The organism is Paraburkholderia sp. UYCP14C, from assembly GCF_004197395.1.
GTDB lineage: Bacteria > Pseudomonadota > Gammaproteobacteria > Burkholderiales > Burkholderiaceae > Paraburkholderia.
Genome location: NZ_SELS01000016.1, coordinates 103,162 through 117,619 on the forward strand (window position 1 = coordinate 103,162; position 14,458 = coordinate 117,619).

The window sequence follows — 14,458 nt, forward strand, 5'->3', positions numbered from 1 at the left end:
GTCGCTCGTCGGTAGCCTGGTTAGTCGATGGAAATCGCCTGGTTGTAGGCGGCCACGTCGGGACGCAGCTCCTGGAGAACCTGGTTCCAATCGGGTTGCCAGATGTCGACGCCCTTCAGCAACGTGTTCAACGCCTGGAAGTTGCTGTCCGTCGGATGCACATCCGTGCGCACCGGGAAGCCGTATGCCACCTTGCTGACCTCCTGCTGCGCCGGCGCGCTCAACAGGAAGTCGATCAGCTTCTTGCCGTTGCCGGCATGCGGTGCGCTCGCCACGAGACCGACGTAGTAGGGCAACGCGAAGGTCGTGCGGCGGCCATCGGGACCGGCCGGGAAGAACATCGCGACGTTCGGGTTGTCGCGCATCTGCGCGAGGTTCATCTGCATATCGCCGTTGGCCACGAAGAGCTCGCCCTTGTTGACGAGCGCCGTGAGCTTGCCGGTCGAAGCGGAGGGCCCGAGGTTGTTGGTCTGCAGCTTGCGCAGATATTCGAAGCCGGCCGGCTTGCCGCCGAACGCGTGGAAGGTCCCCAGCATCAGCGCCGTGCCGTCGCCGGCTTGCCCCGGCGTCGAGTACTGGATCTTCTGCTTGAACTGCGGCGCGAGCAGGTCTGCATAGGTCCTGGGCGGACTCTTCAGCACCGCCGAGTTGTAGATGAAGCTCGGATAGTTGCCGACCATCGCGTAGTAGAGGCCTTTCGGATCCTTGTCGTGCGTCTCGATCCTGTCGGCGCCCGCCGGCGAGTAGGACTGCAACAGGCCGTCAGCCGCGGCTTTCTGCATGAAGGGCGGCAGCGTCACGAGCACGTCCGCCTGGGTGTTGGACTTCTCTTTGCTCAGCCGGTCCACCACGCCGCTCGAGCCGGCCTCGATGTACTGCACCTTGATGCCGGTCGCCTTCGTAAAGGCTTCGAACTGGTTGCCGAGCCAGCTCGGCGAACCGTCGTGCAAACCATCCGCGGCATAGATGGTCACGACGTCGGACTGTGCGTAGAGGGGGGGCGTTGCCATGACGAGCGCGCAGGCAGCCAGGGCGATCAGACGAGTTTTCATATCCATCCTTTCTTGCGTTGAGTTCGGATGAGGTCAGCATGTCACCTGGTCGTGCGGCGGGTCACTCCCAGGGCATCGACCAGGTCCGCACGTTGGAGTAACTCTTCATTGCCTCGACCATGCCCTCCTTGTAACCGTTGCCTGAATCCTTGATGCCCCCGAATGGCGACATCTCCGTGCGATAGCCGGGCACTTCCCACACGTTCACGGTGCCGACCTCCAGTTCCCTGACGAAGCGCGTGATGTAGTCGAGCCGGTTTGTGCAGACGCCGGACGACAGGCCGTACGCCGTCGAGTTCGAAACCCGGATCACTTCCTCGATCGCATCGGGCACGCGGATGATCGGGATCACCGGGCCGAAGGTCTCCTCGCGCACCAGCTCGCAGTCGTACGGCACGTGGTCGACGACGGTCGGATGGAACAGCGCGCCCTGGCGCGGCGCGCCGTAAAGCACACGGGCACCATGGGTCTGCGCGTCGGCCACGCGTCGCTCGAACAGTTGCGCGGATGCCTCGTTGATGACGGTGCCCACGTCGACTGTCGGATCCATCGGGCAACCGCACTTGAGCTTTTTCGCATGCACAAGCACGCGCTCGACGAACGCGTCGGCCACGCTCTGCACCACGAGAATCCGCTTGACCGCCGTGCAGCGCTGCCCCGAATTTTTCGTCGCGCCGGTTACCGCGAGCTGCGCGGCCTTGTCGAGATCGGCGTCCTCCATCACGATCAGCGGATCGTTGCCGCCGAGTTCCAGCACGGTGCGGCGATAACCCGCGTGCTGCGCGATGTATTTGCCGACGCGCACGGAGCCCGTGAACGTGACGAGGTCACAGTGCGGATCGGTGATCATCGCGTCACCCATCGTGCGCGGATTGCCGGTGACGACGCTCAGCATCTCCGGCGGCAGGCCCGCTTCGTAGAGCACGTCGGCCAGCGCGAGCGCCGTGAGCGGCGTGAGCTCGGTGGGCTTGAGCACCACGCGGTTGTTGGTGGCGATCGCGGGCGCCAGCTTGTGGCTCACCATGTTCAGCGGATGATTGAACGGCGTGATCGCCGAGATCACGCCGAGCAGCGGCAGCCGCGTGGTGAAAATCTTGCGGTTCTTGCCGTTCGGACTGATATCGCAGGAATAGATCTCGCCGTCGTCCCTGATCGTGAGCTGCGCCGCGAACGACCACACATCGTAGGCGCGGCTTGCTTCGTAAAGCCCGTCTTTCCAGCACAGCCCCGACTCCGCGGTGATCAGGCGTGCGAAGTCTTCTTTGCGTTCGCTCAGAATCTCGGCCGTGCGCTGCAGGATGCGCTGACGCTCGAAGCGCGTGAGCCGCGGCTTGAATGCGTGCGCTTTCGCGAACGCCTGCTGCACGTGTTCGGGACGACCCGCGGGCACGGTGCCGACGACCTCGTTCGTGTAGGGGTTGAAGACTTCGATCAGCTCGTCGGTGCTCGTGTGCTGGCCGGCGATGCGCATCGATTCCTGCCTGATGGCGGGTTTGGTCATGACGTTCATCGAATACCTCGTTCAATGATCCGGTGGGGTCCGCGTGTCGCCGCGAGAAACGGGGCGCGCGGGCTGTGATCGACGCGTTATGCCGCGGCGGATTGCAATACGTGGTTCAGCGCGACATCGAAGATGTCGAAGTTGCGCAGCGCGCGGTTCGCCGGCCAGTCGGTTCTGCGGTTGACGATCAGCGGCACGTTCTGTTCCGACAGCCCGCCGTGCGAACGCAGCGGCTCGGTCAGGCCCGACAGGTCGTGACGCGCGGCGCTCGTGCCGAATACCTTGGCGCGCGTGCCGACCACGACGACGTCGCCGATCCGGTCGGGCGGCAGCTCGAAGCGCTCGCAGGCCTCGGCGCTCGTCAGCGCGAGCTCGATGCCTGCTGTCGCGCGCAGCCGTTCGAGCAGCGCCGCTGCGTCAGCCGCGCCGATCCCCTCGGGCAGATAGATGGTTGCGAAAGAGCCAAGCGCCCCGTGATGCGCGACGTACGGATCGGTGATCGGCAGAATCACGCGTGAGCGGCCTTCGCCGGTCCATTTGTCGAACAGATCCTGCAGGTACAGCACGTCGGGCGCACCATCGGCGCGATGTTTGCCGTTCATACCGTGATCGGCGGTGATCGCCAGCACGCAGCCGGCTGCATCGAGCGCGCCGACGTAGCGGTCGAACATCGCGTAGAACTCGTTGGCTTTCGGCGTGCCCGGCGCCGCCTTGTGCTGCACGTAGTCGGTCGTCGACAGGTACATCAGGTCCGGGCGGAACGTGTCGAGCAGCTTGACGCCGGCCGCGAACACGAACTCGGACAGATCCGCCGAATACACATCCGGCAATGGCTTGCCGACGTAGGCGAGCACGTCGCCGAGGCCGTTCTGCGCGCGCGTAGCCTGGTCCGCTTTTTCAGCCGAAAAGGCGATCGCGCGCCCGCTCGCGAAGTCGAGCCCCTTGCCGAGCAGCGTGCGCAGTTTGTCCTTCGCGGTGACGATGGCGACCTTCGCGCCGGCGTCGTGGAACGCGGCGAAGATCGTCGGCGCACGCAGGAAGCGGGCGTCGTTCATCATCACTTCTTCGCCGCTCGTGCGGTCGTAGAAGTAGTTGCCCGCAATGCCGTGGACCTTCGGTGGGCGGCCCGTCACGATCGACAGATTGTTCGGGTTCGTGAAGCTCGGAATCACGCATTGGGCGATCCGGCTCGTGCCCGTGCGCAGCAGCTTCGCGAGATGCGGCGCGTGCCCGGCCTTCGCGGCTTCTTCTATATAGGCGGGCTCCGAACCGTCGAGGCAGATCACGACGACCGGCTCCGACGGAAAGCGATAGTCGCGGCCGTTGATGCTCATCACGGTGTCTTGCAGCGTACTCATGGTGTCCCCCTTCATGCCGTTTTCGCGACCGGCGCGTTCATGCCCATTTCGTCGAGCACCTCGCCGATCGCGTCGAGCGCGGCGCGCATCTCGCGCTCGCCGAGCCGGCCGATGCAGCCGATGCGAAACGAGTCCGCGATGGTCAGCTTGCCCGGATAGATCACATAGCCGCTCGCCTTCAGGCTGTCGTAGAAGCGCTGGAATTCGAAGCGCGGGTCCTCGGGCATGTGGAAGGTCACGATGATCGGAGCCTGCAGCGCTTCAGCCAGCAGCGGCTTGAAGCCGAGCGCGCGCATGCCTTCGACGAGAATCCGGCAGTTGTTGCGATAGCGAGCGCCGCGCCCCGCGACGCCGCCTTCGGCGTCGAATTCCTGCAGCGCCTGATGGAACGCCACGATCACGTGCGTGGGCGGCGTGAAGCGGTACTGGCTGGTTTTTTCGAGGTTGGCCGACTGCTCGTGCAGATCGAGCACGAGAGTGGTCGCGTTGCCCTGCGTGCGGGCGAGCGCCTCACGCCGGCAGATCACGAAGCCGAGCCCGGGCACGCCTTCGATGCACTTGTTCGACGACGCGGCGACCGCATCGATATGCATCGTCCGCACGTCGAGCGGCAACGCGCCGAACGCGCTCATCGAATCGACCAGATAGCCCTTGCCGTAGCGGGCCGCGAGCGCGCCGATCTGCGCGATCGGATTGAGGATGCCCGCGGTGGTCTCGCAGTGAACCGCGAACACATGCGTGATCGACGGCGAAGCGGCCAGCAGCCGGTCGATCTCGGCGAGATCGGGCGGCGTGTCTTCGGCCGTTTCGTGCACGACGGTCTTGCGCCCGGCGATCTCGAGGATGCGCTTCGCGCGCTTGCCATACGCGCCGTTGATCAGCACCAGCACCTCGCCGCCGGGCGGCACGAAGGTGGTGAGCATCGCTTCGACGGCGAAGGTGCCCGAGCCTTGCATCGGCACCGTCACCCAGTCGTGCGCGCCATTGGCGATCGCGGCAAGGCGCGCCAGCACCGAGCGATTGATCTCGATGAAATTGGCGTCGCGCGAGCCCCAGTCGTGAACCATCGCGGCCTTGACGGTGCGTGACGTGGTCAGCGGTCCGGGTGTCAGCAACAGCGGATCGCCAGTTTCGGAACAAGCCGGCGATACATACGTGGAACCGGTCATCGATGTCTCCTTGTGGGTCGATTTGGGGACTGCGCAGGTGCGTGAGACCCACTCTAGGAGATGCAACAAATACAGTCAAGATGCCAAAAAATGCCACATTCGTCGCGGACACGCGAAAGCGCGTCCGCAGGATGGCGAAGTCCGCGATGGATATGGGAAAGCGGCCTCCGCTCGGGACAAACCCGCATGGGGAGGCGTGGAGGGAGGGTGAGAGGTGACCGGCGTCGGTCGGGAGAGCGGCGCGGCAGTTCGCGTCGACGTTCAGCAGGTCAGTGCGCTGCGGTTAGCGGAGGAAGCTGCGCTCAGAAGAGCCGCATCAGCGCAAGGCCGGCCACCGTCAACGTAGCGGCCGCGGCACGTACGCGGCTGAACGGCTCCTTCAACACATACACGGCGATGAAGCCCGCGAATACCACGCTCGTCTCGCGCACGGCTGCAACGAGGGGGATGGGGGCGAGCGTCATCGCCCAGATCACGATCCAGTACGCCGCGAGCGACATCGCGCCGCCCGCGAAGCCCGGCAGCAGGAAACGCCGCATCGGCGCCATGCCGGCCGGCCCGTAGCGATACAGGCACAGCGTCAGCATCGGCAACGCATCGAACACGAACAGCGTCGCCGCATAAGCATTGGGGTTGCCGGCGACGCGCGCGCCCACGCCGTCGACCACCGTGTAGCCCGCGATCGTCACCGCCGTGAGCAGCGCGAAGCCGAGCGCGACACGGTTTTCCGACGCGGAGTGATGGCGGCCGCGCAGCGACAGCAGCAACACGCCGCTGCCGAGCAGCATGACCCCCGCGATGCTGCCCGCGCTCATCGTCTCGTGCAGGATCGTGACGGAGACGAGCGCGGTGATCAGCGGAGCGGAGCCGCGCGCGATCGGGTAGATCTGGCTCATGTCGGCACGACGGTACGCCTCGCTCAGGCACACGTAGTAGCCGAAATGAAGCGCCACCGATCCCGCCACCCAGGGCCATGCAGCAGGGCGGGCAAACCCGGTGAACGCGAGCGACGGCAGCGCGATCAGACCGCAGGCGATGCACAGCAGGGTCATCGCCAGAAAAGGATCGAGGCGCACCTTGATCACCGCGTTCCAGCCCGCATGCAGCAGTGCGGCCGACAGCACGGCGAAAAACACGGGAAGCGTCATCGTCATGCTAGCTATGGCTATTCGCGATGATGATTTCCCAGCGCTGTTCGGCGCAGGCGCGGACGATGCCGGTGGGCGGCTCGGCGTCGACGATCACTCCGGCGATGTGCGGCACAGGCGCGATGAGCACGGGCGTCTGCTGTTCGAACTTGCCATGGTCCGCGAGCACGTAGACCTTCTTGCCCGCCTTCATCATCAGATGGCGTTGCTCGGCCGCGAGCCGCGAATAGTCGGTGAGTTCGCCTTCGGGCGAGATGCCGCCCACGCCGACGAACACGAGGTCGACGCGGAAATGGCTGAGCGCGGCCATCGTCTCGACGCCGAAAGCGGCTTCGTCGTTCGGATCGATGTCGCCGCCGAGCACGACGACCTTCACGCCGGGTGCGCGGCACAGCATCAGCGCGATCGGCAGGCTGTTGGTGATCACCGTCAGATCGCGATGATGCTGCAGCGCCTCGGCGAGACCGAGCGTGGTCGAGCCCGAGTCGATCAGCACGACCATGCCGTCAGCGACGAGCCGGGCGGCCGCGGCGCCGATGGCCGCCTTGCCCAGCGCGTTGACGGCCTCGCGGCTTGCCAGTGACGGCTCGGCGTCGGGCCGCTTCGCCGCGCCGCCGTGGACGAGATTCGCCCGGCCCTGTTCCGCGAGAATCTTCAGGTCGCGGCGGATCGTTTCGCGCGACACGCCGAGCGTCGCCGACAGGTTCGCGACGCTGACCGAGCCGCTCGCCGCCAGGCTTTGCACGATGTAGTCGATGCGCTCGATCGCGAGCCTGCGGTTCGGGTTCAATGCAGCGGGCACGGGCCCAGCTGACGGGTTATCGAGCATGGTGTGGCTCTCCGTGCACATCGTCGGCGATGGCGTCGCTGGATGAATGGCAAGTCGCGTCGGGCAGCGGCGCACCGGCCTGCATGTCCGTTTCAGGGGCAACGGTCGTCCGCGCCGCCGGGCTGCCCGGATAGCGCACATCGACGCCTGCCTCGGCGAAGATCTGCGCAAAGTGCGCGTCTGGCGGCTCATCGGTGACCAGCATGTCGATTTCGTCGGCGTTCACCGCGCACACTAGCGCGCTGTGCTCGAACTTCGGGTGCACGGCGGCGACGACCCGCTGCCGCGCCTGCCCGAATGCGGCACGCGTGAACTCGACATCCCAGGGCTGTGCGTCCATGAAGCGTCCCGCGCCATCGACGGCCGTGACCGACACGATCGCGTACCTGACGTGGAACTGCCGGATATAGGCGAGCACCGGCTCGCCGAGCGCGGCGGCGTCGTCCGCGCAAAGCTCGCCACCCGCCATGAACACGCGATTGCCGTTGTGCTGGGCGAGCAGGCTGGCGATGGCGGCGGAGTTGGTGATCACCGTGAGCCGTGAGCGGCTGCGCAGCGCCTGGGCGATGTGCGTGCAGGTGGTGCCGCTGTCGAGGATCAGCGAATCGCCGTCTTGCACCAGTTCGCCGATCTGCTGCGCGATGATTTCTTTTGCCACCCTGTGCTCGTGCATCCGCCGCCGGAAGGGCGACTCTTCCAGATGGCTGGGCAGCATCACGCCGCCATGCACCTTGACGAGCAGGCCCTCTTCGATGAGCGGCTTGACCGTGCGCCGGATCGTTTCGTCCGATACGGCCAGCGCTTCGGCGAGCTGGGCAATCGACGTGGTGCCCTGCGACTGGGCGATCCGCAAAATTTCGGCACGACGGAGCAACGGATACATAAGCGACCAGGGGATAGAAACAAAAAGGGGCGCGACGGGTAACGGCGCGTCAGGTCTCGGTTGTCACGAAGCCACAAAATAACACATATTTCCTCGTCGTTCGGAGTTTTATTGTGAGGTTGGATTTCGCGTCGCCATCGCTGGAAGTGACAAGCCGGTTGGCGTCCTGGGCATGCCGGCAATACGCGGCGAGTCCTTTAAACACGGCGCTGCATGTGACTTTTCGCTGCCCGCTCCCGCTTTGCCGTCGAAAGTTAGCTTGCGGTTTTTGTTGTTCTTTGCGGTTTTTTGTTGCAGTCTATGGTCACAGCCTTTTCCACACATTGCCACACATTCCCAAAGCGAGGTCCCCCGATGTCCACGGAAATCCCAAGCCATGCTCGTGTCGTCATCATCGGCGGCGGCATCGTCGGTTGCTCGGTTGCGTGGCACCTGACGAAGCTGGGCTGGACCGACATCGTGCTGCTCGAACAGGGGCAACTGTCGTGCGGCACCACATGGCATGCGGCCGGTCTGGTGGGGCAGTTGCGGGCGCAGGAAAGCATGACCAAGCTGATCCGCTACTCGACGAAGCTTTACGCGGAGCTCGAGGCCGAGACGGGCCTCGCCACGGGCTGGAAGCAGTGCGGTTCGCTGTCGGTCGCGCGCACCGCCGAGCGCATGACCCAACTGAAACGCACGGCGGCAGTTGCCCGCGCCTACGGCGTGGCCTGCGACGTCATCGGGCCGCGCGAGGCCGGCGAACTGTGGCCGGTGATGCGCACCGACGATCTGCTCGGCGCGGTCTGGCTGCCGGGCGACGGCAAGGCGAACCCCACCGATCTGACGCAGTCGCTCGCGCGCGGGGCACGCATGCGCGGCGCACGTGTCGTCGAAAATGTCCGCATCACGGCGGTGCAGACTCGTCCGACGCGCCAGGGCCGCGAGGCCTGCGGCGTCACATGGCGCCGCAAGGACGGCGCCGAAGGGACGCTGCAGGCGGAGATCGTCGTCAACTGCGCAGGCCAGTGGGCCAAGGCGGTCGGGCGGATGTGCGGCGTCACGGTGCCACTGCATTCGGCCGAGCACTACTACATCGTCACCGAGCCGATCGCCGGCGTGCATCGCGATCTGCCCGTGATGCGCGATCCGGACGGCTACATCTACTTCAAGGAGGAAGTGGGCGGCCTCGTGATGGGCGGCTTCGAGCCGAACGCGAAGCCGTGGGGCATGGCGGGCATCCCCGAGAACTTCGAGTTCCAGCTTTTGCCGGACGATTGGGATCAGTTCGAGATCCTGATGGAAAACGCGCTCGTGCGCGTGCCGGCGCTCGAAACCGCGCAGGTCAGGCAGTTCTATAACGGGCCCGAATCGTTCACGCCGGACAACAACTTCATCCTTGGCGAAGCGCCGGAGTTGCGCCGCTTTTTCGTGGGCGCCGGGTTCAACTCGATGGGCATTGCGTCGGCGGGCGGCGCGGGCATGGCGCTCGCCGAGTGGATCGTCGCCGGCGAGCCGACCATGGACTTGTGGCCCGTCGATATCCGCCGCTTTGCGCGCTTCAACGGCAACGACACGTGGCTGCACGATCGTGTGAAGGAAACGCTCGGCCTGCACTACGCGATGCCGTGGCCCAACCGCGAGCTCGATACGGCGCGGCCGTTCCGGCGCTCGCCTCTGTATGCGCTGCTGCGCGACGACGGCGCGTGCTTCGGCAGCAAGATGGGCTGGGAGCGCGCCAACTTTTTCGCCCCGAGCCCTGGGCAAGCGCGCATCGACTACGCGTTCGGCCAGCAGAACTGGTTGCCGTGGAGCGGCGCCGAGCATCGCGCGTGTCGCGAGCGCGTCGCGCTCTTCGACATGAGTTCGTTCGCGAAACTGCTGGTCAAGGGGCGCGACGCCGAAGCGGTGCTGCAAGGCATCGTAGCGAACGACGTCGCCGTGCCGGCCGGCACCACCGTCTACACCGGCGTGCTGAACGAGCGCGGCGGCTACGAATCCGACCTGACGCTGACCCGCCTCGCCGACGACCAGTACCTGGTCGTGACGGGCTCGGCGCAGGCAACGCGCGACCTCGACTATCTGGAGAAGGCGATCGGGCCCGAGCGCCACTGCGTGCTGGTCGATGTCACGAGCCAGTACGCGGTGCTCGCGGTGATGGGGCCCCACGCTCGCGCGCTGTTGCAAAGCGTGTCGAAGGCGGACTGGAGCAACGGGGCGTTCCCGTTCGGCCAGAGCCGCGAAGTCGATATCGGCTATGCGACCGTGCGGGCAACGCGCCTCACCTACGTGGGCGAGTTGGGCTGGGAGTTGTACGTGCCGGTCGAATTCGCGGTCGGCGTCTATGAGACCTTGCACGGGGCCGGCAAGCCGCTCGGCCTCGTCAACGCCGGTTACTACGCGATCGAATCGCTGCGGATCGAGAAGGGCTATCGGGCATGGGGCCGCGAGCTTTCGCCGGACTGCAATCCGTTCGAGGCAGGCCTCGGGTTCGCCTGCAAGCTCGACAAGGACATCGCTTTCCGCGGTCGCAACGCGCTGCTGCGACTGCGCGACGCGCCGCTGCGACGGCGTGTCGTGACCCTGACGGCCGACGGCGCCGAACAGCTGATGCTATGGGGTGGCGAAGCGATCCTGCGCGACGGCAAGCCGGTGGGGGCGGTAACCTCTGCCGCGTTCGGGCATACCTTGCGATGTCCGGTCGCAATGGGTTTCGTGAGCCGTGCCGACGGTGTCGCCGATGCCGCGTGGCTCACGGAAGGCCGTTACACGATCGACGTGGCGGGCGAACAAGTGAGCGCAACCGTGCATCTGAAGGCGCCATACGATCCGCGATCCGAACGCGTCAAAGGCTGAAGGGACCGACCTGACGGATGCGCTCGGCGCAGCGCGAGCCTTGCGGCGCATGCGCGATGCGGTGCACACCTCGGGCGTCCGGTTTTGCGCGTCGATTTCAGTCGCGCTTTTGAACTAGACTTGGAAATCAGGGTGTGCGGGGATTTCGCCACGCACGCGATCATCAGCGCTCGCCTTATTGGTGAGACGAAAATCTGGAACCGGAGTGTTAGTCATGAGCGAACCGTGCATCATCTCCGTTGCGATCACCGGCTCAGTTCCCCGCAAGAAGGACAATCCGGCGGTGCCGGTCACGATCCCCGAGCAGGTTGAAAGCACGCACGAAGCGTACGAAGCCGGAGCGACCCTCGTTCATCTGCACGTGCGTGACGAACAGGAGAACTCGAGTTCCGACCGGTCGAGTTTCGCCGCTCTCCAGGACGGCATCCGCAAGCACTGCCCCGACATCATCATCCAGTTTTCGACGGGCGGCCGTGGCCGTTCGTTCGAGCAACGCGGCGCGATGCTCGACCTGCGCCCGGATATGGCATCGCTCGCAACGGGTTCGGTCAATTTTCCGACTACGGTCTATGAGAATCCGCCGGACTTCGTGCGAGCGCTTGCGAAAACGATGCTCGACTACGATGTCAAACCGGAGATCGAGATCTTCGATCTGGCGATGCTGTACAGCACGGCGGATCTCGTCCAGCAAGGGCTGCTGAAGTCACCCGTGCATGTTCAGTTCGTGATGGGCGTAAAGAATGCACTGCCTGCTCGACGCGAGATTCTCGAGTTCGAGGTCCAGCAACTGAAGGCGATCTTGCCGGATGCAACATGGACCGCTGCGGGTATCGGACGGCATCAGTTGGAAGTCAATCATTGGACGCTCGAGATGGGCGGGCACTGCCGCACCGGTCTCGAAGACAACGTGCGGTGGGACAAGGACACGCTGGCGAAGAGCAATGCGCAACTGGTTGAACGGGTGGCCTCGTTGTGTGGCGACTATGGCCGGCCGGTGGCAACTGCTGCGCAAGCGCGTGAGATGCTGGGTCTTCCGGCCATGTAAGACGGGCTTATCGTCATGCTTAGGCGTTCGGTCGCGTTCCCCCGTCTGGCCACACCGGCATTTCGGGCGATCGCGGCCAACGACCCGTTTGGGCTATCCGACTTCTGATCAGGTCAGCTTGAATGGCTTGACCTGATCAGGTCTACGGCTTGGTCCAGACCTCTTTCCAACACATCACGAAATTGCCGTGAGGGTCCCGCGACACCGCTCCCTCGACAGGACAAGCGTTGCCCGTGAGTGCGGGGCCGTAGTGAGCGACCTGTCGATCCGCGTCGGCAAGTGCATCGGCGGGTACCCGGCCCCAGATCGACAGACTGGCAAATACGCCGACACATCCAACCAGTATCACGACCGTCCGTTTCAAGCGGGGTGAGGGGCTGGCGACAAAATCAAATGGCATGGGGAACCTCAATTCGCGGTGGACCTATGAGCGGTCTTATCGGCATGAGTTTCCGAAACCGGAGACCTCCATGTGAATTTTTTTTGACCCGGTCATGTGGGAGCGATAAACGCCAGGTCGAAACGATCCATGCAGCATCAGACTCGAACTACGGCCGGCCGGTCACGCGCTGCACCATCGCGTAGAGCACCGACATCTGCAAGCCGCTCTTGAGTGCGTAGTTCGGGTCGTATTGATTGGAGTAGCCCCACCAGTCGAAGCATGCATTGGGGTTGGTCGGTCCCGGCGCGGACGACGCGATCGTGTCGGGATACACCACCACGAGTTTGTTCGTGTCGGCCCACTCGTTGATACCGGCCTCGGCGACCCAGCGGTTTCCGATCAGCGACGCCTGCTGCAGACAGCCGTGCAGAGCGAGCACGAAGCCGCACCTGTCGCCTTGCGCGCAGGCTTTGGGAACGAAGACGCTGCCCGTCGAACTCATCGACAGGTTGGGGGACGCCCCGAATTCCGTTTGATCGAATGAATACAGCGTGCCCGACAGCTTGCCGTTGTTGCGCGGTTTCAATCGGCCGACGAACATCGTCAGCCACGTTTCTACCGAATCGTAGGCTGCGCCATTGGCGAGGCAGCGGATCATGTAGGGACTGCCGAGCGTGCCGCATGCAAGCTCGCCGTCAGGCGATTCCCAACCGTGCTCGGCGGGAAACGCATTGTCAAAACGAACGTTGGCGCCATAACGCAGGTACTCGGCGTCGAGGTCGGCCATCTCGAGCGGATTGACGACCTCGTCTTGCGTGCCGGACCACAGGTAGACCGGCTGTCCACGCAGATTCGTCGCCCGGTCGATGGTTCCTAGGGACGACTGCGTGTCCAGGTACGCCTCTGATGTCGTCCGCGTGCTGTTGTACGACGCCTGGTTAGTCGGCAGCGTCAAGCCGCCACAGTTTGTCAAAGCTGTCGCGGCGCCTCCGGTGCCTGCACACCAGTACACCCCGCCGGCGTAAACCGCGGCACCCTTGAACGTCGAAGAGTGGGCCACGTGCATCTGCACTGCCGCGAAACCGCCAGACGAGATACCCGCGACGAACACCTTCGTCGGGTCGATCTGGTAGCGCTGGAGCTTCACGATTCGGGAAGAGGCCGCATTGTCGTTCGCCGCCGGGTTCGAGGCGGCGGCCAAAGTCTTTGCCGATGATTTCGAGGCATCGACGTTGGTGCCGGCCGAATCGCCACCACCTCCGCACCCGGCAAGTCCGATCGCCAGTACACATGCCAGCGCTGATCGCAGCCCTGAAGCCTTCGTCATCATTGTCGTCTCCTCGTCGGAGCACCCGGCGATACCTGGGCCGCAGCAATAATCGCTCCCGCGGCAAGGGCAATCCTAAGCCACGCGTACGGAGTTAATACGGGCTGGTCGGAGAATTTTTTGCTGCGCGCGAAGCGAGAGGATTTCTGCATGCGTGAGGGACCGACTCTACTCCTCGTGGCTTGAGTAGCGCGGCGCGTTCGAGATCATGCGCCGGCTTTGCACGCAGGGCAGGCGGCCCCTCAAAGGCAGCGCGGCGGCCTAGGACCAATGCGTTTGGTAAAGGATCTTGCAAACCTGGCCAAGATACTGGTTCCAGACGCAGATCTTCTTGTAGGGTCCTTGCTGGCTCGAACATGCGGCCGACATGGTGGCCATCAAGGTCTTGACGTCATCGGGTCCATGCAGTTCGACCTTGCTATCGTCAGCCATGGTGACCGTCACCCTGAAGCCGAGTTTCGCGAGGTTGGACAGCGCCGCACCCGGGTTCTTGCCCGCTTCGGGATACAGCTCGCCGAGGCGCGCGACCATCGTCAGTGCCGCTAAGTCCAGTGACTCGTTTACTTCGATCACCTGCTCTTGCGGCGGCGGGTCACCACCATGAATCGCCAACCACAATGCCATCAGCCAGCCGGCATCCAGCGCATGACCTAGTTTCTGTATTTCGCTTGCGTTCATTCCATTGCTCCTCTCGACCCTCGAGCCGATGTTTGATGCACCTTCCTGCAAAGCCATTCACGTATTCACTGGATCGGTGTCGTGTGAAGGCGGGCGACCCATGCGCAAGAGTGGCCATCCCCGAGGATGGTTGACGCAAACAGGTTCCCCACGTCAAACGACATGACGTTCTCCTTCCTGAGGGCGAGCCTCGCAATGGGTTGTCCCTGCAGTCGCTGCTACCAAAGCTTGCCCGGTGGGGGCGAGGTAGC

The 14,458-nt window shown here is 64.4% G+C and carries 11 protein-coding genes; 2 read left to right on the top strand and 9 right to left on the bottom strand.

The genetic code is table 11. The annotated features are described in order from the left end of the window. Positions 1-20: 20 nt before the first annotated feature. The 7 genes from EVC45_RS17130 to EVC45_RS17160 all read right to left on the bottom strand — a co-directional run bounded on the left by EVC45_RS17130 (position 21) and on the right by EVC45_RS17160 (position 7,940). Positions 21-1,052, bottom strand: a complete 1,032-nt coding sequence (locus EVC45_RS17130; RefSeq protein ID WP_129959124.1) for a 2-aminoethylphosphonate ABC transporter substrate-binding protein — start codon at positions 1,050-1,052, stop codon at positions 21-23. A gap of 61 nt (positions 1,053-1,113) precedes the next feature. After that, entirely contained in the window at positions 1,114-2,562 is a 1,449-nt protein-coding gene (gene phnY / locus EVC45_RS17135; protein WP_129959125.1) for a phosphonoacetaldehyde dehydrogenase, read from the bottom strand. A 77-nt stretch (positions 2,563-2,639) separates the two neighbouring features. Then, the gene (phnA, locus tag EVC45_RS17140) at positions 2,640-3,911 is read right to left on the bottom strand and encodes a phosphonoacetate hydrolase (protein WP_129959126.1); all 1,272 of its coding nucleotides are present in this window, start codon (positions 3,909-3,911) and stop codon (positions 2,640-2,642) included. A gap of 11 nt (positions 3,912-3,922) precedes the next feature. Beyond that, the gene (locus EVC45_RS17145; RefSeq protein WP_129959127.1) at positions 3,923-5,080 is read right to left on the bottom strand and encodes a 2-aminoethylphosphonate--pyruvate transaminase; all 1,158 of its coding nucleotides are present in this window, start codon (positions 5,078-5,080) and stop codon (positions 3,923-3,925) included. Between the two features lie 302 nt (positions 5,081-5,382). Continuing rightward, positions 5,383-6,234 (bottom strand): EamA family transporter, encoded by an 852-nt coding sequence (locus tag EVC45_RS17150; RefSeq protein WP_129959128.1) that lies wholly within the window; start codon positions 6,232-6,234, stop codon positions 5,383-5,385. A gap of 1 nt (position 6,235) precedes the next feature. Further along, positions 6,236-7,057 (bottom strand): DeoR/GlpR family DNA-binding transcription regulator, encoded by an 822-nt coding sequence (locus EVC45_RS17155; protein ID WP_129959129.1) that lies wholly within the window; start codon positions 7,055-7,057, stop codon positions 6,236-6,238. After that, positions 7,047-7,940, bottom strand: a complete 894-nt coding sequence (locus EVC45_RS17160; RefSeq protein ID WP_129959130.1) for a DeoR/GlpR family DNA-binding transcription regulator — start codon at positions 7,938-7,940, stop codon at positions 7,047-7,049. The genes EVC45_RS17155 and EVC45_RS17160 overlap by 11 nt, the downstream gene beginning before the upstream one ends. Positions 7,941-8,294: 354 nt before the next feature. On the opposite strand from EVC45_RS17160, the gene EVC45_RS17165 reads away from it, so the two are divergent. Together EVC45_RS17165 and EVC45_RS17170 are read left to right on the top strand one after the other, a co-directional pair. Then, positions 8,295-10,775, top strand: a complete 2,481-nt coding sequence (locus tag EVC45_RS17165; RefSeq protein WP_129959131.1) for an FAD-dependent oxidoreductase — start codon at positions 8,295-8,297, stop codon at positions 10,773-10,775. 214 nt (positions 10,776-10,989) lie between these two features. Next, on the top strand, positions 10,990-11,820 hold the full coding sequence (locus tag EVC45_RS17170) for a 3-keto-5-aminohexanoate cleavage protein (RefSeq protein WP_129959132.1): 831 nt from the start codon (positions 10,990-10,992) through the stop codon (positions 11,818-11,820). Between the two features lie 548 nt (positions 11,821-12,368). Here the strand turns inward: EVC45_RS17170 and EVC45_RS17180 are convergent. Together EVC45_RS17180 and EVC45_RS17185 are read right to left on the bottom strand one after the other, a co-directional pair. Then, a complete protein-coding gene (locus EVC45_RS17180) occupies positions 12,369-13,532 on the bottom strand; it encodes a prolyl oligopeptidase family serine peptidase (RefSeq protein ID WP_129959134.1) in 1,164 nt (387 codons plus the stop codon). Positions 13,533-13,790: 258 nt separating this feature from the next. Then, entirely contained in the window at positions 13,791-14,207 is a 417-nt protein-coding gene (locus EVC45_RS17185) for a hypothetical protein (protein ID WP_129959135.1), read from the bottom strand. Between the last annotated feature and the right edge of the window lie 251 nt (positions 14,208-14,458).

What these genes read in the sequence shown, in the direction of transcription:
- EVC45_RS17150 (WP_129959128.1), bottom strand. Translation starts at nt 6,234, where the DNA reads ATGACGATGACGCTTCCCGTGTTTTTCGCCGTGCTGTCGGCCGCACTG.
- phnA (WP_129959126.1), bottom strand. Translation starts at nt 3,911, where the DNA reads ATGAGTACGCTGCAAGACACCGTGATGAGCATCAACGGCCGCGACTAT.
- EVC45_RS17165 (WP_129959131.1), top strand. Translation starts at nt 8,295, where the DNA reads ATGTCCACGGAAATCCCAAGCCATGCTCGTGTCGTCATCATCGGCGGC.
- EVC45_RS17180 (WP_129959134.1), bottom strand. Translation starts at nt 13,532, where the DNA reads ATGATGACGAAGGCTTCAGGGCTGCGATCAGCGCTGGCATGTGTACTG.
- EVC45_RS17145 (WP_129959127.1), bottom strand. Translation starts at nt 5,080, where the DNA reads ATGACCGGTTCCACGTATGTATCGCCGGCTTGTTCCGAAACTGGCGAT.
- EVC45_RS17160 (WP_129959130.1), bottom strand. Translation starts at nt 7,940, where the DNA reads ATGTATCCGTTGCTCCGTCGTGCCGAAATTTTGCGGATCGCCCAGTCG.
- EVC45_RS17130 (WP_129959124.1), bottom strand. Translation starts at nt 1,052, where the DNA reads ATGAAAACTCGTCTGATCGCCCTGGCTGCCTGCGCGCTCGTCATGGCA.
- phnY (WP_129959125.1), bottom strand. Translation starts at nt 2,562, where the DNA reads ATGAACGTCATGACCAAACCCGCCATCAGGCAGGAATCGATGCGCATC.
- EVC45_RS17155 (WP_129959129.1), bottom strand. Translation starts at nt 7,057, where the DNA reads ATGCTCGATAACCCGTCAGCTGGGCCCGTGCCCGCTGCATTGAACCCG.
- EVC45_RS17185 (WP_129959135.1), bottom strand. Translation starts at nt 14,207, where the DNA reads ATGAACGCAAGCGAAATACAGAAACTAGGTCATGCGCTGGATGCCGGC.
- EVC45_RS17170 (WP_129959132.1), top strand. Translation starts at nt 10,990, where the DNA reads ATGAGCGAACCGTGCATCATCTCCGTTGCGATCACCGGCTCAGTTCCC.